21 protein-coding genes are annotated in these 24,462 nt (G+C 33.7%); 3 read left to right on the top strand and 18 right to left on the bottom strand.

Features of this window, described 5'->3' with window-relative positions:
• Window positions 1-8 precede the first annotated feature (8 nt).
• The 8 genes from JNUCC83_RS07180 to JNUCC83_RS07215 form a co-directional block, all read right to left on the bottom strand.
• Window positions 9-848, bottom strand: a complete 840-nt coding sequence (locus JNUCC83_RS07180; RefSeq protein ID WP_454459375.1) for a YveK family protein — start codon at window positions 846-848, stop codon at window positions 9-11.
• Window positions 849-976: 128 nt separating this feature from the next.
• Window positions 977-4,495 (bottom strand): CDP-glycerol glycerophosphotransferase family protein, encoded by a 3,519-nt coding sequence (locus JNUCC83_RS07185; protein ID WP_454459376.1) that lies wholly within the window; start codon window positions 4,493-4,495, stop codon window positions 977-979.
• On the bottom strand, window positions 4,495-5,667 hold the full coding sequence (locus tag JNUCC83_RS07190) for a CDP-glycerol glycerophosphotransferase family protein (protein ID WP_454459377.1): 1,173 nt from the start codon (window positions 5,665-5,667) through the stop codon (window positions 4,495-4,497). The genes JNUCC83_RS07185 and JNUCC83_RS07190 overlap by 1 nt, the downstream gene beginning before the upstream one ends.
• A 13-nt stretch (window positions 5,668-5,680) precedes the next feature.
• Window positions 5,681-6,496 carry an ABC transporter permease gene (locus tag JNUCC83_RS07195; RefSeq protein ID WP_454459378.1) on the bottom strand — a complete coding sequence of 272 codons (816 nt, stop codon included), beginning with the start codon at window positions 6,494-6,496 and terminating at the stop codon, window positions 5,681-5,683.
• 13 nt (window positions 6,497-6,509) lie between these two features.
• Window positions 6,510-7,250: a WecB/TagA/CpsF family glycosyltransferase gene (locus JNUCC83_RS07200; RefSeq protein ID WP_454459379.1), complete on the bottom strand. Its 741-nt coding sequence runs from the start codon at window positions 7,248-7,250 to the stop codon at window positions 6,510-6,512.
• Window positions 7,247-8,374: a CDP-glycerol glycerophosphotransferase family protein gene (locus tag JNUCC83_RS07205; RefSeq protein ID WP_454459380.1), complete on the bottom strand. Its 1,128-nt coding sequence runs from the start codon at window positions 8,372-8,374 to the stop codon at window positions 7,247-7,249. The genes JNUCC83_RS07200 and JNUCC83_RS07205 overlap by 4 nt, the downstream gene beginning before the upstream one ends.
• Entirely contained in the window at window positions 8,355-9,386 is a 1,032-nt protein-coding gene (locus JNUCC83_RS07210) for an ABC transporter ATP-binding protein (RefSeq protein ID WP_454461342.1), read from the bottom strand. Before JNUCC83_RS07210 ends, JNUCC83_RS07205 begins: the two co-directional genes overlap by 20 nt.
• A gap of 178 nt (window positions 9,387-9,564) precedes the next feature.
• Window positions 9,565-10,704, bottom strand: a complete 1,140-nt coding sequence (locus JNUCC83_RS07215) for an LCP family protein (protein ID WP_454459381.1) — start codon at window positions 10,702-10,704, stop codon at window positions 9,565-9,567.
• A gap of 195 nt (window positions 10,705-10,899) precedes the next feature.
• On the opposite strand from JNUCC83_RS07215, the gene JNUCC83_RS07220 reads away from it, so the two are divergent.
• Window positions 10,900-12,036 carry a glycosyltransferase family 4 protein gene (locus JNUCC83_RS07220; protein ID WP_454459382.1) on the top strand — a complete coding sequence of 379 codons (1,137 nt, stop codon included), beginning with the start codon at window positions 10,900-10,902 and terminating at the stop codon, window positions 12,034-12,036.
• A gap of 7 nt (window positions 12,037-12,043) precedes the next feature.
• Here JNUCC83_RS07220 and JNUCC83_RS07225 read toward each other — a convergent pair whose 3' ends face one another.
• Together JNUCC83_RS07225 and map are read right to left on the bottom strand one after the other, a co-directional pair.
• Entirely contained in the window at window positions 12,044-12,979 is a 936-nt protein-coding gene (locus JNUCC83_RS07225; RefSeq protein ID WP_454459383.1) for a YihY/virulence factor BrkB family protein, read from the bottom strand.
• 15 nt (window positions 12,980-12,994) lie between these two features.
• Window positions 12,995-13,747, bottom strand: coding sequence for a type I methionyl aminopeptidase (gene map, locus JNUCC83_RS07230; RefSeq protein WP_454459384.1), 753 nt, complete (start codon window positions 13,745-13,747; stop codon window positions 12,995-12,997).
• Between the two features lie 147 nt (window positions 13,748-13,894).
• On the opposite strand from map, the gene JNUCC83_RS07235 reads away from it, so the two are divergent.
• Window positions 13,895-14,344: a flavodoxin gene (locus JNUCC83_RS07235; protein ID WP_454459385.1), complete on the top strand. Its 450-nt coding sequence runs from the start codon at window positions 13,895-13,897 to the stop codon at window positions 14,342-14,344.
• A gap of 51 nt (window positions 14,345-14,395) precedes the next feature.
• Here JNUCC83_RS07235 and JNUCC83_RS07240 read toward each other — a convergent pair whose 3' ends face one another.
• A complete protein-coding gene (locus tag JNUCC83_RS07240; RefSeq protein WP_454459386.1) occupies window positions 14,396-14,965 on the bottom strand; it encodes a TetR/AcrR family transcriptional regulator in 570 nt (189 codons plus the stop codon).
• 262 nt (window positions 14,966-15,227) lie between these two features.
• Here JNUCC83_RS07240 and JNUCC83_RS07245 point away from each other — a divergent pair, with 262 nt between their 5' ends.
• On the top strand, window positions 15,228-16,466 hold the full coding sequence (locus JNUCC83_RS07245) for an aminopeptidase (RefSeq protein ID WP_454459387.1): 1,239 nt from the start codon (window positions 15,228-15,230) through the stop codon (window positions 16,464-16,466).
• Between the two features lie 42 nt (window positions 16,467-16,508).
• On the opposite strand, the gene thiI is transcribed toward JNUCC83_RS07245, so the two are convergent.
• The 7 genes from thiI to JNUCC83_RS07280 form a co-directional block, all read right to left on the bottom strand.
• Window positions 16,509-17,726, bottom strand: coding sequence for a tRNA uracil 4-sulfurtransferase ThiI (thiI, locus tag JNUCC83_RS07250; protein ID WP_454459388.1), 1,218 nt, complete (start codon window positions 17,724-17,726; stop codon window positions 16,509-16,511).
• 12 nt (window positions 17,727-17,738) lie between these two features.
• A complete protein-coding gene (locus tag JNUCC83_RS07255) occupies window positions 17,739-18,890 on the bottom strand; it encodes a cysteine desulfurase family protein (protein ID WP_454459389.1) in 1,152 nt (383 codons plus the stop codon).
• Window positions 18,891-19,015: 125 nt separating this feature from the next.
• Window positions 19,016-20,740 carry a septation ring formation regulator EzrA gene (locus tag JNUCC83_RS07260; protein WP_454459390.1) on the bottom strand — a complete coding sequence of 575 codons (1,725 nt, stop codon included), beginning with the start codon at window positions 20,738-20,740 and terminating at the stop codon, window positions 19,016-19,018.
• 416 nt (window positions 20,741-21,156) lie between these two features.
• On the bottom strand, window positions 21,157-21,984 hold the full coding sequence (locus JNUCC83_RS07265; RefSeq protein ID WP_454459391.1) for a MetQ/NlpA family ABC transporter substrate-binding protein: 828 nt from the start codon (window positions 21,982-21,984) through the stop codon (window positions 21,157-21,159).
• Window positions 21,984-22,661 carry a methionine ABC transporter permease gene (locus JNUCC83_RS07270; RefSeq protein ID WP_454459392.1) on the bottom strand — a complete coding sequence of 226 codons (678 nt, stop codon included), beginning with the start codon at window positions 22,659-22,661 and terminating at the stop codon, window positions 21,984-21,986. Before JNUCC83_RS07270 ends, JNUCC83_RS07265 begins: the two co-directional genes overlap by 1 nt.
• On the bottom strand, window positions 22,658-23,377 hold the full coding sequence (locus tag JNUCC83_RS07275) for an ATP-binding cassette domain-containing protein (RefSeq protein ID WP_454459393.1): 720 nt from the start codon (window positions 23,375-23,377) through the stop codon (window positions 22,658-22,660). Before JNUCC83_RS07275 ends, JNUCC83_RS07270 begins: the two co-directional genes overlap by 4 nt.
• A 195-nt stretch (window positions 23,378-23,572) precedes the next feature.
• On the bottom strand, window positions 23,573-24,400 hold the full coding sequence (locus tag JNUCC83_RS07280) for a DUF72 domain-containing protein (protein WP_454459394.1): 828 nt from the start codon (window positions 24,398-24,400) through the stop codon (window positions 23,573-23,575).
• Window positions 24,401-24,462: the final 62 nt, after the last annotated feature.

Below are 24,462 nucleotides of genomic sequence, written 5' to 3' on the forward strand. Positions count from 1 at the left end.
TCTCCTTTTTAATATCTATCCTCAAATTCATTGATTGGCTTTAAATCAAAATCAAGTCCATCAACTTCAGTATTTAATGAATTTTCATATACATCACTAACTTCTAAGAATAACTCTTCATTGATTAATGCATTTTTTTGTAATTTTCTAATCTCTGTCATCTCTCGTTCACTAACTAGTGGCAATGTGCCAAGGATTGGAACACCTAATGTTTCTGTTACATAATCTTCAGAACGTACAGTCCGATTAAATAACTCGCCAAGTAAAGCTAACATCACACCAACAATCAATCCTAATACAGCACCAATAGCAATATTTACTTTTTTATTTGGTGACACAGGTTGATTGTTAGGGGTAGCTTTTGATGCAATCGAAATTTTATCTGTATCAGTCATTTTTACTGCTTCTTTTTGAAAAACTTCTGACACAGTATTGGCAATAGCAGCTGACTCGATTGGGTTATCTGTTACTGCTTTAATAGAAAACAGTTGTGAATTTTGATTTTGTTCCACTGAAATAGCACCTGTTAAGAAATCTTCAGTGATGTTACTCATCCCATCTTTCACTAAGATATCTTTTGCTTTTTCTGTGACTGGTGGACTTTTTACTAAGTCTTTATATGTATTGATTAACAAAAGATTTGAGTTGATTTTATCCGTATTGAGATTTGTAGCGTCTGAACCCTTTGTTTGAACAACCAACTGTGTGGTAGCACTATATTTAGGCGTGATAACAAAAAGTGTCACAACGGTTGAAATGATTGTCCCTAAAATCAACATACTGACAATCAATGCCCATTTCTTTTTTAATAGTTGAAATATTTCATCTAAACTAACTGTTTCTTCCATCGTTTCCTCCAAATTATCTGTGTTTCTTTTTTATTTTTTTCTGTATATTAATTCACTACACATTGTGCAATTATATCATAAAAAGATGGTTAAAGTGAACACCTTTTTTGTTATATAAAACATTTTAATCATATTTGTGTTATATTATAAAAATCCAATATTGCTTTTTTATTGTATTGAACTGGATTAAATGTTTTGAAATGTTTTTTCTTTTTAAGAGTGGCATCCATCGCATGAAACACTCCTGTTGCATCATTTGTTTTAGCTAACATCCCGTATTTACCACCGTCTAACACATTACGACAAGCTGGTATATCAGTCGATACTACTTTCATTTTTAATGTGAGTGCTTCTAGCAAAACTAATGATTGTCCCTCATAAATTGACGTTAAAACAAATATATCACAATATGACATAAATATGTATGGTTTATTTACTTGTCCAATCATAGTAATCTCATTTTCTAAAGATAGTTCCTGAATTTTTTTCTTTAAACGATTCTTTTCCGGACCGTCTCCAATAATATAGAGATGTCCCTTTTGATAGGTTTGTCGATACAAGTGAAATGCCTCTATCAATAAAAACTGATTTTTTTCTTCAGATAATCTTCCGACTGTCACAAATGTTGGTTCATCTGTCTTAGGAAAGTTAAAAAATTGTCCATCGTTGTTCATCACACCTTTTGAAAAATCAAATGAGACAGTTTCTTCTTTTACCCACACATCCTTATGATTAATCGTAACTTTATAAAAAGTTTGATGTGTGTTAGTTACTAGTCGTTTGCTGACTTGAATTTCTTTAGGTACGTTTGACAGCAAACCTTTTTCAGATAACACATCTTCGATTGAAGCGAATATCTCGATTTGTTCTTGATTAAAAACGGCTGAAAATGTTATTTCTGTCATTTCTAGAACAAATGGATGACTAACTTTTTCCATAGATAGTTCTTGTTCTTTAATCTTATAGTGAGTGCCATCCTTTAAGCGAATCGTGATCCACCCTGTTTCCTTATCTTTTGAAAGTAATAAAGCATCTGTGCCAAGAGGCAACTCTATTTTTTTAGCTGTATCACCTTGTGTGTCATAAGCTGATACTGGTTGTGTGATTTGGACCATCTCATTTAGTGGTTCTATGCGAGATAGATGAGTCAATTTGTCCAGTCTCTGACGATTTGTGCGCGAGAAAAGTTGGTTCAGCATTTTTTTGAGTGGTCTTTGGCGAAACATTGAAACAGAACTCATTGGTCTTAATGCAGTCGGTTTTACCCAACCAAGTGCTTCTTTTCCATTTGATATCAAGTAACTTGTCCCAGTGAACGTCACAACTTTTTTTGTCACCAAGACATATAGCTCATCAAAGCCAGATAATGACATGATTTCTTTTGACTCATCTAAACCAACTGGTGCACTGTAGAGCGTCGTATGGTTATTGACGCTTAATTTGGATAATTCATAACTATCCGTTTCTGTTTGAATGCTATCTGACAGCAACCTAACATGGGCATGATTAATCCAACCAATATAACAATCGTCTTGACTAATTTTTAAATACGTCTCATCATGGTATCGAAATTCACCTAGAACTGTTACTTCTTCTTTTGGTAAGTACTTTGATATGGCTTTAACGTATGGACTGTCTGGTCTCATATCATAAATGACAAGTGACTCTTCTTGGTATTTTAAACACCCATTTCTAAATAAACGTGTGGTTGGTTTAGCTTTTGTTGTTTTAACAGGTCCATCTTTCGATAGTATTTCTTTAATGTTAAGTAAATTTTCTGAATACACAAATTTAGAAGAATTCGCATATTCTGATAGATTTTTTTTATTAATATCACTAATGACACTCGACACAGATACCAATTTGTCATAAAAATCATACACACTAATAATCCCTTTGACATTCATTTTGTGGATTTTCTTTCCATTTACCTCTCTATCCATGTCAGCAAGCATGTCACTATGTAGGTAACATATTTTCTTTTGAGAAGATGTTCCAAGTATTGTCTTTGTCCAGTACAAACTATACCCACTAAAATCAATGCTGACATCAAATACTGTTTTGCCTAACAAACGTCTAGCATCTCTTTGGTAAATATCGATAGGGAACTTATCTTTTTTCGATTGATTGACACCTTTAATGTGGTAATACAAATCCTGATAGCTCTCACTAAATGTATAGATTGGCTGACCAAAATTAAACAGTAGAGACACTCCTTTTGGTATTGAGTGGATGGAATCAATTTGTTCTTGTGATTTTGGATTGTCGAGTAAGCATGTTACTGAATATCTATCATAATCAATATTAGATAATAAATTTAGAAAACTACTAGTAATCCCATTTTTTCTCAATCCACCTGGATAAATCAACAGTGATTCTTTTTCTGTTGATTGCTTGATTGCTTTTATTTTGTCAGACAAAGGTTTCTCAAAAAACAAATAATCAACATAGCGTTCTGTGACATGTCCATCATCATATGGGACATACAAACGTTTAAATCGCTCATAATTCCAGCGAGTTTCCTCTACTTTTTTTGGCAAGTCTTCAATGATTGCTATCAGCTCATCCAAATTAAAGGCAACAGGGCCAGGTAACTCGTCATAATCAAAGTATTTTCCACGCTCATGACTATATAAATCATCATCCCAACAATAAAAAATAATCGGCTTATCTGTCACAAGATAATCAAAAAAAATACTCGAATAATCAGTAACCAAGCAATCGACACATGCTAAAAGTTCGTTCGTATCAATCCCATCTGGTATGAGATAAGGCAGTAACGTTTCTTCTTTCATCGCTCGATCATAAATAAATGGATGCACTTTAATTAAAATGTTGTATGTTTCACCAAATTTGTCGCGTAAAATTTGTGTTTCACTGATAATTTGTCTTAATTCTTGCTCTGTATAAGAAACTTCTCCACTTTTACAAGTTGGTGTGTAGAGTAAAATCTGCTTACTCAAATCTAGAGATACATGTCGCTCATGTAATGAACGAATCAACTGATCATGGTTTTTATTAAATGTTGCATCCATTCTAGGATAGCCACCTTCTAAAATCACGCCTTGATAGTTATTTCGCAACCGATAGCTATCCAAGAACATCGATGTCGTATGTTCATTAGGGCTAATCAACACATCCGCCATAAAAAAATTACGAACCACATTGCGAGCTCCACTAGGATTTCCTGGAATATCAAATCCCATTGTTTTAAGTGGGGTCCCGTGCCACGTATTGATGTAAGTTTGCTCATCTTTGATTGTGACAAACGACTGAAACGTAGCATTATTTATTAAATATTCTGATTTGGCTAACCGTTTCAAATAGTCTTCTGAGTTTCGCTCGACAAATAATACATTCGTATAGTCTTTATAACGTGCCATAAAATAAGTCATCTCTTCAGACGACTGGATACTCCATATGTGTGTGTATACTTTATCTCTATCTGTTTGCAATAAATAATTAAATATAGCAAACGGTGAGTCTGTTAATGACTTTCCATCTCTGCTTTCATACAGTATTGTATTTTTTTCCACAGATTCATTGATATAAAAGCGCGTGTATGTTTCAACTCGTTTTCCAGTAGGTGATAGTTTTGTTTTAACAAACGGTTGTGCTACCCGTTTTGCTGGCGATAAAATTCCCATTAGTTCTCACTCATTTCTTTTTTTATAATCTCTGCAATCGCCTGTGCTGATTGACCTGTTTCATCATTGCAAAACATTTCTTTAAATGCTTCAAATTGTGTATCTACTTTAAAATCATCTAACTGTGTTAACTGATTGAGTAACTCATTTGGCTCTTTAACGATTGGACCAGGCAACAGTGTCTGAATTGGTAAATAAAAACCACGAATTGCCGTTTCATATTGTGTGGAGTCTGGCATAAAAAAGAGCATTGGTCGATTCATTAAACTAAAGTCAAATAAACAAGAAGAATAATCGGTGATTAACACATCGCTAATTAGCAACAAATCACTCATATCATATCCTGTCGACACATCAATCACTTGATGGTTTGACCAAGAATCAACCGCCAAATTTTGCGCCACTAAATAATGCATGCGAACCAGTAACACCATATCATCACTGAACTGTTTTATAAATTCTTCATATGGAAAATCAATACTAAACTGATAACCATCAGATGTTCTGTTGTCTGTTTCACGCCAAGTTGGGGCATACAACACAATTTTTTTATGTGGCTCTATGCCTAAAGATGCTTTTAATTTTTCCGTTTTATCATGGTATTGCGTGTTGTTTACCAGTTGATCATTTCTTGGAAAGCCTTTTTTAATCAGCTTTCCCCTATAGCCAAATGCTTCTCTAAAATGAGACGTTGTGTAATCGCTTGACGTTGTTAGATAATCCCAACGTGATGACTCTGCCAAAAACTCTTTGTCGTAACTTTCTTTTGTATACCCGGGTATATTTACCTCTTCTATATCAACACCAATTCGCTTAAGTGGTGTCCCGTGCCATGTTTGGATGTAAGTTGTTCGTTTATTTTTTATTAACCATAAAGGTGTTCGTGTGTTAATCACCCAAAATTTTGCTCTAGGCATGACAAAAAACCAGCGTAAAGAAAAACGGCGGACATGAGGGACCTTTTCTTCTTTAAAGGTCTCCTCGTATCCAGTCGTTACTCCCCACACTAGTTCAAGTGTTGTGTCTTCTTTTTTTAAATAATCGTAAATAGCTTTTGGATTGTCACTAAACTGCTTACCATGAAAGCTTTCAAAGTAAACGATATTTTTTTTCGGTAAATAGCCTAATAATCTAAACCAAATTGAAATCAACGTTTCTATTATTTTTTTCATGGTAATCTCCCTTTTAGATAAAGTCCATAAATCGTGCTCTAAATTTCATATGAATGTGCGACCCTACTATTAAAAGTACACCCACAACTAACCAGAAAAAGATGGTTTGAACCCCTTTTTCCCAGAACCAATGACCAAATAATAATGAGTCTCTAAATCCGTCTATTATATAGTAAATTGGGTTTAATTCAAGTAGTCGTGTGACCCAAGCGTGTTTGGTCCCTGCAAAAATACGTTCAAATTCCCAGATTGGCCCAGATAAATAAAATAGTAACCGTAAAATAGATTGAAGCATGATGTGATAATCTCGTACTAATACTGATATCGTAGAATTCAATATACCAAAAGCAAACAGAAAGGCAAACATACAAAATAAATAATAAAAATACTGTAACCAATATATATTTGGATAAATTCCAACTGAAAACATAGAGATTAACAAAATAATCATCATCCAACGGTAACTTTTAAAATTACTTGCCATATTAACAGTTGGCAAAATACTTACTGGAAATTTCATTTTCGATACCATGCCGATTTGTTTATAGATACTATTTGACTCACCCAGTATTGAGCTATTGATAAAGAACCATGCAATAATCCCAACAAGCATCCAAATAATATATGGTACACCATCTATGTCTTTACGTTTCATTCCAAGCCCAAATACAAGATAATAAATCCCGATTTGTATGGCTGGGTTTAATACTTGCCACAACAAGCCTAAGTAATGGCTTTGATACGTAGCTTTTTCTTCATATTTCGAAATACGACGAATAATCCCAAAATTTTTAATTTGTTCTGTAATTACGGTCTTTACGTCATTCACGTTTTAGCTCTCCTCACTGTTTACTTTGTTTTAAATGCCACATTAATCCTTTTGTGACAAACAAAGGTACTTGAAAAATACGATTAAATCGTTTTGGGTTACTAACTGAGCGATACAACCATTCTAAATTTGTTTTAATAAAAAATTCTGGTGCACGCTTAACCTCTCCACTGTAAACATCAAAACTACCTCCAACTGTTTGAAACACTGTTGGATTAAGTTGAGGCATATAGCGTTGCAACCACTCTTCTTGTTTTGGTGAACCCAAAGCAACAAACAAGACATCTGCATGTTGTTCATTGATTAAATCAATGATTTCTCCACTACTTTTTTTGTCATACCCATCAAGCCATCCACTCACTTTGATATTCGGATACTCTTTTTGAATGTTCCGTGCAGCTTGAGCCACGACATCTGGTTTTGCCCCATATAAAAAAATAGACTTTTTATTTAAGTGACAAAATTCCAATACACTAGCCATCACGTCAATACCTGCTACACGTTCTTTGATATGTCCTTTTGTCCATTGAGACATCTTGACCACACCAATACCATCAGCAAACCGATGCGTGGCGTGATCAATAAATGATTTCACACATTTATTTTTTTCTGACATTAAAATGATTTGAGGATTAATGCTTGCTAAAACCATTTTTTGATGATGGTCAAAATACCAATCTAAATCTTGTTTAATGTCTGACATAGTCAAATGATCAACAGGTGTATCTAAAATATACTCTACCTTATTCTTCATTTTTCTCCATCCAATACTTCCTTGATTTCGTCAATAACTCGTTGTGTTGCCTGTCCATCATTATATGTGTTCCACAATTGATTGAATCTATTGTTATCACGGCTAATTCTATCGTTAAGTTGTGATATGACTTCTTGCGTGGTATGTGCAACCTTCCCTGGAAAATCATTTTCTATTTTTGGTTGAATTCCCACTTTTTTACGATACTCCTCTTCATCAGGCCAATACATGATTAATGTTTTATCTGGATTAGCTAGCGTAAAATCAAAAGCAACTGAGGAATAATCTGTTATTAAACAGTCAGCTTGCTTAATATAATCATCGGCTGACTGGTTAGATGCAATCCATTCGATATTTTTAGTTGATGTTTTTGACATATCAATATGAGGATGCAATTTTACTTGCAATACATCTTTTGTTTGCAATTTGTTGGATAATTTATCTAGATTCAATAACCAACTGTCGATTGGAACACCTTCTCGGTAGGTCGGCAAATACAAAATACGACGATAATCCTTGTCTTGTCTATGAGCTGATTGTAATAAGTTATCTGTCCGAGGAAAACCTGTGTAATGAATTTGTTCATCAGACAACCCGTAACTTCTTTTAAAAACATCTCCCATTTTTTTAGAAGCAACAAAGACATAATCAAACGAGTCATACACACGCTTAAACCGATTGATATCACTCTTTGAACGATGAGTCACCGATTTATCTTCTAAACCAAATTGCTTAATCGCACCTGTTGCATGCCATATTTGATAGACCGTTTGTTGATGACTAAACGCAATATCTCCTAAAATGGCAAAATAATTATCCGCTATAATAACTTTACTCTGGCCCATTATTTTTATACTTTTAACAAGTCCAACAACAGAATCTAAATCAACAATTGAAATACCGTTTTCCGCTAACTCTTTTGCCTCTTTTTCACACACTTTTTTGTATAAAACAATGACTGATACCTCTTTTGCAAGATCTTCTATCAATCCTTTATTGTTGTTGGGAAAACTCATCAGATAACAAACTTGTTTATTAATTTTGTTGGTTTGAGTCATTTTATTTATCAGTCGAACAAAAAAACTGTACCCATTTTTTAACCAACTAATGACTATATGTTTCATCTATCTTATCCAGTGACTGAGTTGTCATTTTGGCTAGTTGCTCTGTTTTTTCCCTATTGGACTCAGAAAAATATGATTTAAATGATCGGCCCCTCACTTGAATCGTTCCAAAGACAAACAAACCAATAATCATTCCTACTAAAACTATCTTAGTTAAAAGAGACATTGTACCAATTGCAGGACCTCTTAATGCTGATTTTCCATGGCCTCGTTCAGAAGCAATCTCTTTTAAATCATCTACACTAAAGTTCTTTTGTTTTTCTTTGTACCCATTTTGATACTCTTTTTTTTCTGATTCAGGTAGTTCTCTAAACCATTTAATAAACTCATTATAATTTGCTACGACTTCTTTTGTATCACCATATTCACGTAATTCACCATAATGTATCCACGCGACTTTATCACATAGTTTTTTTACTTGATTCAATGAATGTGACACAAAGAAGATTGTTTTACCTTCTTTTTTAAACTGTAAGATTCGATCCACACATTTTTGATAAAATGTATCATCCCCTACAGATAATGCCTCATCAATAATTAAGACATCGGGATTATTATGCACCGCAATTGCAAAACCCAGTCTAGAGCGCATCCCGCTAGAGTAGTTTTTTACTGGTTGGTTAACAAAATCACCAATATCAGCAAACTCTGTAATGTCTGGTAAAATTGCATCTACTTCTTCATTTGTTAGTCCTTGCATCAAACATTTTAAACGGATATTTTCAAGTCCTGTTAATTGAGGTTTTAAACCTGCTCCAATAGCAATAATAGATGTTTCACCTTTAATCGTCATTTGTCCAGTTGTTTGAGGGATGATTCCTGCTAATATATTTGATAGCGTTGATTTTCCTGACCCGTTAATTCCAATCAGACCAACTGCTTCTCCCGGATAAACTTTTAAGTCAATTCCACGAAGTCCCCAAAAATGAGGCACACTTCTTTCAGAAAATTTAAATAAGGCTTTTATTTTATCTGATTTCTTCTTATATAAATCATATTCTTTGGTAATCATCGCTAATTCTACTTTTGGATTTTCTTTTTGATTCACGTTGACCCATCCTATTCTTTTTCAGTTCATTAAAACTACACCATTTTACACTATTATATATATTTTATCAAAGTTTCATCGTAAATTTAAGTCATTCTTCATCATTTAAAAAAGAGTTTGAGGGAAAATTCCCACAAACTCTTTAATAATCATCGATTGCCATCCCGTCTTGTGGATAAGTTCTTGGATCTACTATCCCATCTGTTTCAAAAACATAATCTGTTTCATCACGTTCATCCTGTGATTCAAGATTTAACGATAGCCTCATTTTATGCGAAATATAATCTAGACTATCCTTATTAAGACCTACCATGCTTTGATCACCATAGGTATAACTCATCCAAGAAAAAACATACGAGTTAAATTTATAATCTTTTGTTAAGCCAGATTGAGCAATAGCTAGTATGCGATTTGGTGGCATGTCTGTTGTAATATGTCCATCTAATGCATTTAATATGCTTTTATATTTAGCGATAGATCCGACTTCCATTGCTTTTTGAGCAATAGCTTCTAACACTTCTTGTTGTCTTTTTCCACGTTCCACGTCATTATCGATGTAGCGTGTTCGTGCAAAGGCTAATGCTTCTTCACCATTTAAGTTGTGCTTACCTTCTTTTAATTTAACCACTTTTTTACCTTTTGCATTTTGCTCGGTTAGCGTAAAGGGAACATCTATTTCTATCCCGCCTACTGCATTTACCACGTCTTCAAATGCTTGAAAGTCAGCCGTTGCGTAATAATTAATAGGAACATTTAAAAGTTCTTCCACAGCCGTAATAGAGCCTTCTATCCCACCATGCGCATATGCGGCATTTATCTTATCATTTCCATCAAAATTTTTCGTTTGTATATGCGTATACGTGTCACGTGGAATACTTACCATACTCACTAAGTCATTCGATGGATTAATGGTTAAAAGAATCATCGAATCAGTTCTAGCACCACCCGTTCCTCTCGTATCTTCTGCATCGTCATCTAAACCTAACAATAATATAGAGATAGGGTCTTTCTGAACGTCAATCTTGTCATTTTGAACCTGTGCTGTCTCACGTGGCTTATAGGCATCGTTTAAAAATTTATTGCCATCAAGTACCATCTTCGCGCCATATACAACAATACCCAAAAGTGCGATTAGTAATATAACACCCAAGACTTTACTAATTTTGAGGAGTCTACTTTTCAGACCAGCTTCTTTTTTGCGACTTTTTCTTCTAGAGCTTAACGAGCTAAACTCTTCTGTTGAATGTTTTTTTGGAGTTTTCTTATTCTTTTTTTTACTCACTCTATCTATCTCCTAAATATAAAATAATAAAAAAAATGATTTCAATCTAGGACAGTATAGCATAATGTGATGTTTTTATGGAATCAATCTTCTATTTTTAACATTTTTTAAAGAATTCTTATAGTTAGAATAGAATTGTTTATTCAATAGTTATCGTGTTATAATATGTCTTGAATTCTGAAAGTAGGTAAGAGAATGGACTTTATTTTTGAAATATCATTTCGTTTAGTTTTAACGATGCTCTTTGCTTTCTTGATAACTCCTTTAATTCGAAAATTAGCGTTTATTATCGGTGCAGTAGATCAACCAAATAAGCGACGTATTAATACTAAACCAATGCCTACAGCAGGTGGCCTAGCTATTTTCATCACATTTTCATTATCAATTTTATTTTTATTTAATGATATTATTCCGACTAGCTATGCTCTTCATCTAATCATTCCTTCAGGGATTATTGTTATCACCGGTTTAGTAGATGACATTTTTGAAATAACGCCAAAACAGAAAATGATTGGAATTATTTTAGCGGCATTATACGTGTGCTTTGTATTTGATATTATTATGCATTCTATCACATTGCCATATTTTGGCACGATTGAATTTGGTTGGTTAAGTTATCCTATCACTATTTTATGGATTGCTGGTTTAACAAATGCGATTAATTTGATTGATGGATTAGATGGACTAGCATCAGGTGTTTCTATTATTGCTTTGACAACAATAGGTATTATTGGCTACATTGGAGCATCAACAGGAGCTGTAAACATTTTTGTGCCTTTAAGTATTTTCATATTACTGATGAGTACGATAGGTTTCTTTCCTTTTAATTTTTATCCAGCAAAACTTTATTTAGGGGATACTGGGGCATTATTTTTAGGATTTTTAATATCATTGCTTTCGTTGCAGGGGCTTAAAAATGCCACATTCATCTCACTAATTACTCCACTCATCATTTTAGGAGTACCTTTAACTGACACAGTATTTGCAATGGTGAGACGTGTACTAAATAAAAAACCTATTTCATCAGCTGATAAAATGCACTTGCATCATCGCCTTATCTCACTGGGATTTACACATCGTGGGGCAGTAATTATGATTTACTGTATGGCTCTCATCTTCTCATTAATATCATTTTTATATTTGTTTACTAATACATGGGGGACTATTTTCTTAACAATTGCGTCTCTACTTGGGTTACAATTATTTATTGAATTAATTGAGTTAAGCGGAGAAAATAGGCAACCACTATTGCATACATTAAAGTTTATTGGAAACAAAGCATATCGAAAACAAAAATTAGCAGAACATGAACAAAAAAAAAAGAAAGACTAACTCACCATTAAACTGAGTTACCTTTCTTTTTTTCATCTCTTTTTTCTTTCACCCGTTGCATTTTATTCTCAACATAATTGCCGACAATACTCCTTTTGGGATTAATTGGACCATATAAAAATTTCTCGGCAGTAACGTTGATTACTCCTCCAATAATGATAATAGACGAGGCAATATTTAACCAGAACATAAAAAGAATAAATCCTCCAATAATGCCGTAACTCGAAATTTTCCCTGAAAAATGTGTCACATATAAACTAAACACCTGGGTTACCAACATCCAGGTTAATGTTGTAAAAACTGCACCAAATAAAATCGTTTTAAAATGAATCTTTGCACTGGGTAGAAAATAATAAATACACGTCATCACAACAAATAAGACAGAGATTGTCACTGGCCATCGTAATGTTTGAAACGTCGATAGTATACTTTCAGGCATACCCACTATTGGCAGTAAGTGCTCTAATATGACTTGACCAAATCCCATGATAAACATTAAGACCAACAAGGCCAACATTAGTAGAAACACCATAAAAAAAGATAGCAATCGTCTGATAAATTGTGTTTTTTGCTTGGAAACACCATACGCTTTATCTAAACTAATGCGTATGCCATTAATCCCTTTACTAATAGCCCAAAATGTTCCTATTGCTGAGATAGATAACAATCCGCCATTGCTTTTTGTCAACAAATCTTCAATTGTATCCTTTAAAACCTTATAAATATCTGGTGGTAACAGCTCTCTGATATATGGATAAATCTGTGTTTCATCAATTTTTAAGTATGGCAATACATTACCTATCACAATCAAGAGAGGAAAAAATGACAGTAACATATAGTATGTAACAACAATTGAATAGATTGTTACATCCGCTTGTTTTAAAGTTGAAAAGAAATCTTTTATAAACGAGCGCCACCCTTTTTTTGCTATCATCTTTTCCATTGATTGTTAGCGCTCCTATTCACTTTGTTGAGTTAAAATTTTAGGTCCATCGGCAGTAATAGCAATAGTATGTTCATACTGACAACTTAGGCCACCATCTTTTGTTCGTGCTGTCCAACCATTATTGTCCATTTTCATTTGCCATGTTTCAGTATTTACCATTGGTTCGATCGTAATAACCATGCCTTCTTTTAATCTAGGTCCTTTTCCTGCTTGCCCATAATGAGGAACAGATGGCGCTTCATGAATGGTTGGTCCAATCCCATGACCAATAAAATCACGAACAACTGATAAATTTTCACCTTCTACATAAGTTTGAATGGCATGTCCAATATCACCGATACGATTGCCTACTGTTGCTTGTTCAATTCCTTTATATAGGGCTTTTTCAGTAACTTCCATTAAATGATCTATCTCAGGTGTTGACTCACCTACTACATACGCCCAACATGAGTCAGACATCGCTCCTTTTAAATCAATACACATATCTACTTTTATCAAATCACCATCTTTTAATGGCGTTTTTCTTGGAAATCCGTGACAAATTTCATCATTGATACTACAACAAGTCGCATATTCATACCCTTCATAACCGATTTGTGCAGCGATTCCACCATTTTCTTCAATCATATTTCTAACAAAAACTTCAATATCCCAACTTGTAATACCTGGTTTAATAAAGTCTCTTAACGCTTCATGTACACTGGCTAATAATTGACCAGATTTTTCCATCTCATCTATTTCTCTCGCTGATTTTAATGTAATCATTATACTCGCTCCTTTTCATTCTGTGCATTACTTATTCTAGCATAAAGACATGCTTTCGACAAAATCGAAAAAAGATAAACAGTTGAAAAGTATCTTGTATTTGATATAATTTTTCTATTCGATTAATTCATAGGAAAGAGGAAAAATATGGCAGTCGCAAAAATTGTTTATGCAAGTCTGACTGGCAACACAGAAGAAATTGCTGATATTGTTGCAGAAAGATTAGAAGAAAAAGGCTTAGAGGTAGAAATTGAAGAATGTACACAAATAGATGCTATTGACTTTTTAGATGCTGATATTTGTATTGTAGGAAGTTATACATATGATGATCTCCTGGTTCCTGATGAAATTGCTGATTTTTATGACGATCTGTTAGAACTTGATTTAACAGGAAAAATATATGGTGTCGTGGGATCTGGAGATACATTTTATCCTTGTTTTTGTCAGGTAGTTGACCAATTTGAGAAAGCCTTTCAACAGACTGGTGCAACCAAAGGCGCTGAATCAGTGAAGGTTGATTTAGCTGCCGAAGAAGAAGACATTGTTGCTCTAGAAGCTTTTGCAGATTCTTTAATAGAGAGTTTAAATAATCAATAATTACCATAACTGCAATAAAAAAAACAGGAAATAGCTCTCGTCTCCTGTTTTTTATTTTGTTATATGAACATTTGGGTGTTCTATTGACATATTAATTGTATTTTTTATAATAGTTTCCATCTCTTCAATTGTTGGATGAGCTCTTTTTGAAGCAGCTAATGATGATAAACCTATACTCATCACCCAACAATTAGTAAAAATAGCTTCCTTCACTTCATCACTTAATTTTGAATAGTTGTCATCATTATTTACTTTTTCATAGAATAAATCGTGAGTAAATTTATTTAGTTTCACACCACTTTCATGATTATCCACAAATAAAGATTTATAAAACACACTATCTTCCTGAGCAAACTTGACATAATTAATTGTTAAATCAACAATACAATCATCTGTATACGTACGATTATATATTTCATTTCTTAAGCCATTTGCCACTCTATCAATAAAAACTTCTCTTAACTCATCCATATTTTTAAATTCTAAATAGATTGGTTGAGTTGATGTTTTCATTTTGTTGGCAATATTTCGTGCAGTAAATCCACTAAACCCCTCTGTAGAAATCACTTCATAAACAGCCGATAAAATATGTTCTCGTGTAATTGTCTTTTTTCTTGCCATAAAAAACCTCTCCTTTGTTCTTAAAATGTTTATAAAACGAACAATACGTGTCAAGCTATGGTTATTTAATCTCATTATAACACGAACTCCCGAGCAAACAAGTATATATATCAAAAAACATACATTTTTTTGATAAAAAACCATTTTTTACGGAATAAGCCATGAATACGATAACAAAAATTTTAAGATTAATTATTTGGTTTGTTATAGGTATTATCCTATGCTAAGATATTGTTATTATACAAATTGGAAGGATGATATTATGGCATTAAAAAATTTTGATAATTTATTACAAAAATATGCGGAATTAATTACTAAAGTGGGAGTTAATGTATCGAATTCCCACACTGTTGTATTGAATATACAAGTAGAACAAGCCACACTTGCTCGTTATATTGTAAAAGAAGCTTATAAATTAGGAGCAAAACAAGTTGTTGTTCAATGGTCTGATGACACAGTGAATCGCGAATTTTTCTTACACGCTGATGATGAAGTGATTTCTACAGTCCCTGAATATAAAATAGATGAAGCCAATGACTGGGTTGAAAAAGGCGCTAGCCGAATTAGTGTTATTTCTCAAAATCCTGATGCTTTTACAGGGGTTGATGGTGAGCGTTTGGCAACATTCCAATCAGTGAATGGAAAAGCAATGATGCCTTTAAGACAAGCCACTCAAGCAAACAAATTAAGTTGGACTGTTGTTGCTGCTGCTGGTAGCGACTGGGCAAAAAAAGTCTTTCCAGAATTATCTTCTAATGAAGAACAGGTTGATGCGCTATGGGAAGCAATATTCAAAGCCTGCCGTATGTATGAAGAAGACCCAATTGCTGCATGGCACAAACATGATGAAACACTTGAAACAAAAGCTGCAGAATTAAATGCTCAACAATTTGATGCACTTCATTATACAGCACCTGGAACTGATTTAGTAATTGGATTGCCAGAACATCATCATTGGGAAGGCGCGGGAAGTAAAAATGCTCGTGGGGAACGTTTTATGGCAAACATGCCGACTGAAGAAGTATTTACTGCTCCTGACTGTCGTCGTATCGATGGTGTTGTATCAAGCACAAAACCTTTAAGTTATGCTGGAAATACGATTGAAAACATGGTATTTACCTTTAAAGATGGAAGAGTGGTTGATGTAACAGCTGAAAAGGGTGAAGAGGTTCTTAAAAAATTACTTGAAACTGATGAAGGGGCGAAAAGCTTAGGTGAAGTGGCTCTTGTACCAGATAGTTCTCCTATCTCTCAATCTGGCATTACTTTCTTTAACACATTATTTGATGAAAATGCATCAAATCATTTAGCTTTAGGTAGCGCTTATGCCTTTAATATTAAAGGTGGGACTGAAATGACCGAAGAAGAATTAGCAAAAGCTGGTTTAAATCGTAGTCAAACGCACGTTGACTTCATGGTCGGATCAGATAAAATGAATATCGATGGTATCAAAAAAGATGGGACGCATGTTCCTGTTTTTAGAAATGGTGAATGGGTATAATATCAAAAAAGAAGTGGAATCATATCCACTTCTTTTTTATTATTAAAATAAGTCATCCATCTCTTGTGTACTTGATTGTAAAAATGAGTCAGTTGATTTTATTTCTTCTATTTGTATAGATTCTATTGCTCTACTGATGAGTCCATCAATGTCTAATCTTTCTTCGTATTGACGAACTTTATCCACTTTTGGTTTTGTTTTTGGCTCTGGTGGAGCAAAAATTGTACAACAATCTTCAAACGGTAGTGTGGCTAAAGTGAACGTGTCAATTTTTTCTGCGATTTCTATTATTTCTGATTTATCTAACGTAATGACTGGACGAATAATTGGCGTGGTCGTCACGTCATTTATTGCTAGCATACTGTACATTGTTTGAGAAGCAACTTGACCTAATGACTCCCCGTTAACAATTGCTAACCCGTGTCTTAGATTTCTAATCTCATCCGTTAATCGCAACATAAAACGTCTAGTGACAGTCATCCAGTACCCTTGTGGAACACTTCGTTTAATTTCTTCTTGTATTTCAGTAAATGGCACCGTGATAAATTGAATTTTTCCAACATATGGCGTTAATTTTACTGCTAAGTCTTTTGCTTTATTCAATGATTGCTCACTCGTATAAGGTGGACTATAAAAATGGACCGCTTCAATTTCAACACCACGCTTCATCGCCAAATAACCAGCAACGGGCGAATCAATTCCACCTGAGAGCATTAACATGCCTTTACCACTTGAACCAACTGGTAAACCAGCTGCCCCAAATATCGTCTCACAGGATAAGTAGGCTGCCTCATTACGCACCTCGACTTCCATACGAATATCTGGTTGAACCATTTTTACTTCAATACCTTCTATCCCATGAAAAATGGCTGCTCCTACTTCTTTGTTAATATCATTGCTATCCCAAATAAAGCCTTTATCTGAACGTCTACTTTGTACTTTAAAGGTTTTTCCTGGTTCCCAAATATCTTTTACCATCTCGACTGCTGTTTGACAAATTAATTCTGTCTCTTTTTCAACACGCACAACAGGCGAAAAACTTTGAATACCAAAAATTGGTTTTAGCTGCTCCATCACTAAACGGTCATTCTCACCATTTAAAATTAGATGCATCCTATCTCTATCTGCTCTAACCTTTACATTAGGGTATGCATGAAGACTTTGTTTCACGTTGTAAGCTAGTTGATTAATGAATAGGCGTCTGTTTTTTCCTTTAGTTGATAATTCGCCATAACGAATCATAATTTCTGTTGCTTTCATTGAGGTCCCCTCTTACGAATATATTTTAGAAAACTTTTTATATAATTGATTAAATATAATTAAAAATTGTTCCACTTCAGCCATTGTGTTTTGATGATTCAAACTGACTCTGACAGCTGTTTCTGCATATTGATGTGTGACTCCCATCGCATGAAGTGTGCTACTATCTGTTTTTTGTTTACTAGAACAAGCACTCGTTGTTGATATGTAGATATCTTTTTCTTCCAATGCATGAACTAACACCTCACCACGTACTCCTTTTAGACCAAATGTTAAGATATGTGGTGCTGATGATTCTTCGTCTAAAGAAGAAAATATTGTTACGTGTTCATATTGTTGTAATCCTTTAGCTAATGACTCTTTGAGATGTCTAACAGCTGATTCTTTTCTAGATTGTTCATCTGTTGCTAAACGCAATGCTTTTGCCATGGCTACAATTGCTGGCGTATTTTCAGTACCACTTCTTTTATTATGTTCCTGACCACCACCTGTTAATAGTGGAGAAAGCTTAGCGCCATTACGCCAGTAAATAAATCCAACGCCCCTAGGTCCTTGAAATTTATGCGCGGAAAACGTGACAAAATCAACACGTTTTGTTAAATATTTTTCGACAGGAATTTTTGTTATCGCTTGAACAGCATCAACATGATAATGAATCGATGGATATTTTTTTAGCATCAAACTTATTTCTTCAATGGATTGAAGCATGCCAACCTCACTATTAACAGCGACAGTTGAAATCAAAATCGTGTTGTCCGTCACTAATTTTTCTAATTCTGTCACATCAATTAATCCGTCTTTAGTAACGGGACAAAAAGAAACATCAAACCCCAATTCTTGCAATTGTTTTGCTGTATTTGTTACTGATGGGTGTTCCACGCTCGACACAATCACGTGATTGCCAAATGGACGCTTTTCAATCGCTGTTCCTTTTAATACCCAGTTATTTCCTTCAGTTCCTCCACTTGTAAAAAAGATTTCTGTCGCATCAACACCTAAAATTTCTGCTATTTGTTGTCGTGACTTTTCAAGTAAAACAGAAGATTGTTGTCCCAAACGATGTAAACTAGAGGGGTTGCCAATAAAACGTTGACTTACTTTGTTGTACGTATCGAGTACTTGTGGATGAATCATCGTTGTTGCACTATTATCAAAATATATCATATCGTCACTCTTTCCTAAAAATTCACTACTCATTATAACGTGCTAGTTTTAAATCATCAACTAAGTAATTTAACCATAAAAAAAACCAAGAAAACAACGTATGCTTTCTTGGAATTTTAACACTCTTAGATTGTTGTGTCTTTATTATCAAAATAATATTTTCTAATACGTTCTGTTGCTCCTGGTTCGATTCGTTCAATCGCCTCAGAAATAACATCTAAAGCATCTTTGTATTGATGCTCTCTTGAGAATAGACTCAAACTGCGATCAATTGCGTGTTTTATATCTGGATGAGAGAAACGGAAACGGTTAGCGTACTGAATCATTTGTTCTGTTAATGTCGAACTATCAATCAACTCATTCGTTTTTTCACGAAGCGTGCGCATGTCTTCATCACAAACAGCAACTAAGTGATCGATATGATTCATATCTATTCTAATTTTATTAAGCTCTTGGCTTAGTTCTTCGATTCGTTCTCCAGTTACAAAGAAAAATTCTAAGTAACTACTTGGGATTCCAGGTAAGCGTTGTTTTTCAACATAACGTTTTAACATACGCAATTCTAATTCATAGTCATCAATTTTTTCGATTGCCTTACGTTCTCTAGGAGCAAAATCCTTAATAGAACGGCTAATCTCAACTTGCCCATTTTCGATATCTTTTAATTGGGCTAGACTCTCGCGGTAAAAAGAAGCTACTTGTGAGAAGATTGCTTCTTTATTTTTCATTTTTTCTTCAGTTTCGTCAAATTCTTTTTGTATTTCTTCCATCTGAGCTTGGAAGCCTCTGACACTTCCCAATTCATTGTTATTTAAAATATAACTTTGAGAGACGTGATCCAATTCAATCATTAATAAATGATTGTTTTTATCGGCATGTTCTAATAGGCTGGTTAATTTTGCTTTATGGTCATTTACATAAACTCTTGAAGAAATTTCTTTTTCCATGATGTCATATAAATGATCAATTTCTTTAGCAATTTCAGTATTTAATTTCGAAACATTTTCAATTTCTAATTTTTCTAAATTAGACAATGTTGATTCTACTTTTGTTTCAAGTTTTTCAACATTGACTGCAACCACATCATTTTCAAATACATAGTGGTCTTTTTGTAATGTTTCATAGCCTTCTTTAATTTCCTTTAATTGTTTTGGAAATACATTTGTTAATGTATCAACTAAAGGAGGAATCTGCTCAACAATTTCTTGTATCTCATATGTTCTCTTTTCAGCATTTTCTAAAACAGTTCGAGCTTCCATAGGGTCTCCAGCTGTATTTAATGCAACAAATTGAGTAAAATCGCGTTCAACATTTTGAATTTGTTTTTCAAGTTCACTATAAGAAATACCATATTTTTCAGAGTTTTCAGAAACTGTGTCACTAATTGATTCATAAGCATCTAGTGCTTTTTGCACGGCCTCAGAATTTCGTTCTTCACTTTCACGTAATTCTTTTAGCCCCTGACGGATTTCTTCTACTTCTTTTTCCATCCCATCTAATGTTTCATTAGCTTCTACAATGGCTTCTTTAACCTTCATTAATCGGTATGTCTCATTTAAATTTTCAATTTCAAAAATTAGGCTTTCTAGTTCAGCGAAAGATATGGTAGATATATCAACCCACTTTTGGTTCCATTCCCTAAATGTGTTTTGGCTTTGGCCTACTAAATGCATTTTCTTTACTTCATCAACTTCTTCAAGAACTGGTAAATCAAATAGCGCGATTTTACGCTGTTCTAATTCCTCCAATTTATCTTGGTTTCTGCGTTTCATAAAGAAAGCAGCTAAGTAAGCAGCTACTGCTAGGATAATTACTATAAGTAATACCCACAACCAGGTTTTAGTATTCATGAAATTTCCTCCATATATGTTTGTGACCACTACCCTTTCGACTCACCAGAAATACGAGGAAAAATGTCTATTTATAGTACACTTAAAACCTCTTTTTCATACAATTGATCAATATATTAGAAAATTTACATCTAAGAAAGATTATAGCACATTCGCTACTTTCTATCACTAGTTTATTCTAAAAAAGTCATTTTTTAACTTTCACAGCCTAAACTAATGAAGATTGTACCTCTATTAGTATAACTTATCTGTTTAAGCTTTAGCAAACAAAAAGTAAATTTCATCAAGCAAATTTATTTTTTGTTATTCTCTCTACTAAGTTCTGTTGTGCTAAATTTCAAAAACATATAACTTAACCTCAATAGCGCACTGTAGAATAACTAAAAAAGGCACCTGAAGTCAATCAGGCGTCTTTTTTAAAATGCTGGAATAGCTGTTTTGCTGTGCTCTTTTTCAATGTAGTCTTTAACAGCTTGACTTGTCATTGCTTTTTTTAATGCTTTAATCTTTTCAGATGATTCATTATCTTCTCTAGCGACTAACGAAATAGCAAATCGTTCATCTACCGTATTTTCCAATAAAATAGCATCTTCGGGAGTTAAGCCAATTTTAGCAATATATGCTGGATAGTTATATACCATCGCTACATCTTTTTCATTATATGCTTCTGCTAAATTTAACAAATCTACCGATAAAAATTCTAATTCTTTTGGATTTTTTTCAATATCTTTTAGTGTGCCGTTAAATCCCACACCTTCTTTTAATGTGATTAATCCTTGCTCATTTAAGATAGCTAACGCACGACCTTCATTAGACACATCACTTGGGATCGCAATTTTTGCTTTGTCTGGAATCTCATCTACCAATTTATAGTCTTTTGAGTAGTACCCTACTTTGGCATTATATATTGGTTGAATGGCAACTAATTGAGCATCTTTTTCTTTATTAAATTTCATCATATATGGTTTATGTTGTGCAAAGTTAGCATCAACTTCTTTACTTTTTAACATTTCATTGTATTGAATATTATCAGTGACTTGGACAAGTTCAACATCCCAACCATCTTTTTTCGCCTCTTCTTTTGCCACAATAACAATATCTGTCATTGGTGGGGCTTGAGAAGCTACCTTAATCACTTTGTCTTCTTTGGGTGTTTCTTCTTTTTTACCCTCTTCTACTTTTCCACATGCTACTAACCCTAATGTCAAACCTAATAACATCATAAATTTTATACTTTTTTTCATTACGGCAACGTCCTTTTATCTAATTTTTTTGCTATTTTATATCCAATTAATTGGATACATCCAACAAGTAAAATCATTATGACAATAGCAATCATCATGACCGTATATTCATAACGTTGATAGCCGTATCGTATCGCGAAGTCTCCAATCCCTCCGCCACCGACTACCCCCATTACTGTCGAATAAGATACCAAACTAATTAACATCGATGTTGCACTTAATACCAAGCCACTTCTAGCTTCAAGCCATAAAAAATGATAGATAGATTGCCATCTGGAAATACCCAATGAATTAGCCAAATTTAGCACACTTTGAGGGATATCTAGAAATACTTGCTCGCAAAGTCTACCAAAAATTGCAATGGCAACAATACTTAACGATACAGAAGCTGATTTTGGTCCAAATCCAGTACCTACAATAATACGAGTTAATGGGATTAAAGTAACAACCAATAATAAAAATGGAAAAGAGCGAATAATGTTTACATAACTAGATGCTACATGATAAAGTAATTTTTCCTTCCATGTCCGCTTTTGCCGACATACAAATAACGTTGTTCCAATGATTAATCCTACTATCAAACCAAAGATCATACTGATAGCCATCATATACATGGTTTGCTTTAGCGACATCATTAATTCAGGGAAATAAATCATCGCATCGTTTAATGCTTTCATTGAGCCAACCTCCTATATGCCTTAGTCGGATAAGATGTTTGCTTCATTTCGTCACTCATAGGAATAACAGAAACAATGTTACTAACACGTCCTTTATCTAAAATTAAGCATTCATGACAAAAAGATTTTACTTTATCTAAATCATGGCTCACAAAAACAATCGTTGGTTGGCATTCTTGATGAACATCTTTTAAAATATCTAAAATTAACTGTGCATTATAATCATCTAGTGCACTTGTTGCCTCATCAAGCAAGATATAAGAAGGATTAATCACTAACGCTCTTGCCAAGGCGACTCGTTGCTTTTGCCCACCACTTAGTTGTGAAGGAAAAGCCTTCGCATAGTCCAATAATCCAACTTTTTCCAACCAGTAAAGCGAATTAGTTTTGTCTCTGACACCTTTTAGTTTAAGGGGGAGATGGACATTATCTAATACATTTAAATTGCTCAACAAGTGATATTCTTGAAAAATCATGCCCATTTTTTGTTTTATTTGATTTGTTTCTTTTCGATTTAACCCCTTACAATTCACACCATCTATTTTTAAACTGCCACCATCTATTTCAGTTGTTAGATTTAAAATATTGAGTAAAGTTGACTTTCCTGAGCCACTTTCACCAACTATTCCATAAATAACACCATCATTAATAGTTAAGGTGATGTTATTTAGATTAAACTCATCATACTCTTTATTCACCTGGTTCAACTCTATCACTATTTACGACTCCTTTACGCATACGGTACTGCTTATCGACATCCCACATAGTAAAGGCTCTCATAAAAAAAGGCAAAATTACCATATAAAAAAAGAGAAAAACTGGTAAACAGTCTCTCTCTTTTTAGAATAACTTATTGATAACACTCACTTTATAAATAACGTATCGAGTTTTCGTACATACAATTTTGTTTTTTAAAATAAATTTAGCTGTGTTGGATTTAGCCCTTTATAATCTATACCTAATAATTTTTTCAAAGACAAACCATTTTCTCCAGCATCTCCACCGGAATTATTATTGAAAATCACTACAGTTTGTTTGGTCTCAAGTTGTTTAACTTCATTTGCTAACCATTTTAACTCCTCATCAGTATAACGGTAGAGTGTGCGTTTTTTTCGCCAATCACTTGATTTTTCTGCCCAATATCTCTTATTTCTACCATGTAGTCTTATATAAGCATACCCTGGAGTGGTAATCTCTGACAAAAAAGGGACTGAACGACGGGCTACTTGTGGCTCATCAACAATAACTAACGTATAACCTTGGTTTCGCATAAATAACAACATGTCTTTTCTTATGGTCTCACTATACCAAGTCTCACTTCTAAATTCGAGTGCTATAGGATAGTCTTTAAATCGTGTTCTTAAATTTCTTAAGTACTCTACGTTTTGTTTATTACAAACAAAATAACTTGGAAATTGACATAAAACGGATGAGAGTCGTCCATTTTCAACTAAAGGTGATAAAAATAACTTAAAAGCATCATCCATTAATTGTTGGGTGTCATAATAGTCTTCACATTTAGCATGATTAGTCATTGCTTTAAATGCCTTTACGATAAATGAAAAAGTATCAGGCGTTTCATCCACCCATTTTTGACTGACCGTTGGAAATTTTATCCCATAAAACGATGTATTCATTTCAACAATAGGAAATAAAGAAGCATACTCTGATAATGTTAAAAATGATTTGTTTAATAATTTACCATGTTCTTTAAATGTCGTTAACCCTATATCTATCAATTGTTTCAATCCTTTTCTATATATAAAAAAAGTACCAGATCTTAGTGACCTGATACTATAAC

Source organism: Vagococcus sp. JNUCC 83 (assembly GCF_053667615.1).

What these genes read in the sequence shown, in the direction of transcription:
- JNUCC83_RS07180 (WP_454459375.1), bottom strand. Translation starts at nt 848, where the DNA reads ATGGAAGAAACAGTTAGTTTAGATGAAATATTTCAACTATTAAAAAAG.
- JNUCC83_RS07185 (WP_454459376.1), bottom strand. Translation starts at nt 4,495, where the DNA reads ATGGGAATTTTATCGCCAGCAAAACGGGTAGCACAACCGTTTGTTAAA.
- JNUCC83_RS07190 (WP_454459377.1), bottom strand. Translation starts at nt 5,667, where the DNA reads ATGAAAAAAATAATAGAAACGTTGATTTCAATTTGGTTTAGATTATTA.
- JNUCC83_RS07200 (WP_454459379.1), bottom strand. Translation starts at nt 7,250, where the DNA reads ATGAAGAATAAGGTAGAGTATATTTTAGATACACCTGTTGATCATTTG.
- JNUCC83_RS07205 (WP_454459380.1), bottom strand. Translation starts at nt 8,374, where the DNA reads ATGAAACATATAGTCATTAGTTGGTTAAAAAATGGGTACAGTTTTTTT.
- JNUCC83_RS07210 (WP_454461342.1), bottom strand. Translation starts at nt 9,386, where the DNA reads ATGATTACCAAAGAATATGATTTATATAAGAAGAAATCAGATAAAATA.
- JNUCC83_RS07220 (WP_454459382.1), top strand. Translation starts at nt 10,900, where the DNA reads ATGGACTTTATTTTTGAAATATCATTTCGTTTAGTTTTAACGATGCTC.
- JNUCC83_RS07225 (WP_454459383.1), bottom strand. Translation starts at nt 12,979, where the DNA reads ATGGAAAAGATGATAGCAAAAAAAGGGTGGCGCTCGTTTATAAAAGAT.
- map (WP_454459384.1), bottom strand. Translation starts at nt 13,747, where the DNA reads ATGATTACATTAAAATCAGCGAGAGAAATAGATGAGATGGAAAAATCT.
- JNUCC83_RS07235 (WP_454459385.1), top strand. Translation starts at nt 13,895, where the DNA reads ATGGCAGTCGCAAAAATTGTTTATGCAAGTCTGACTGGCAACACAGAA.
- JNUCC83_RS07240 (WP_454459386.1), bottom strand. Translation starts at nt 14,965, where the DNA reads ATGGCAAGAAAAAAGACAATTACACGAGAACATATTTTATCGGCTGTT.
- JNUCC83_RS07245 (WP_454459387.1), top strand. Translation starts at nt 15,228, where the DNA reads ATGGCATTAAAAAATTTTGATAATTTATTACAAAAATATGCGGAATTA.
- thiI (WP_454459388.1), bottom strand. Translation starts at nt 17,726, where the DNA reads ATGAAAGCAACAGAAATTATGATTCGTTATGGCGAATTATCAACTAAA.
- JNUCC83_RS07255 (WP_454459389.1), bottom strand. Translation starts at nt 18,890, where the DNA reads ATGATATATTTTGATAATAGTGCAACAACGATGATTCATCCACAAGTA.
- JNUCC83_RS07260 (WP_454459390.1), bottom strand. Translation starts at nt 20,740, where the DNA reads ATGAATACTAAAACCTGGTTGTGGGTATTACTTATAGTAATTATCCTA.
- JNUCC83_RS07265 (WP_454459391.1), bottom strand. Translation starts at nt 21,984, where the DNA reads ATGAAAAAAAGTATAAAATTTATGATGTTATTAGGTTTGACATTAGGG.
- JNUCC83_RS07270 (WP_454459392.1), bottom strand. Translation starts at nt 22,661, where the DNA reads ATGAAAGCATTAAACGATGCGATGATTTATTTCCCTGAATTAATGATG.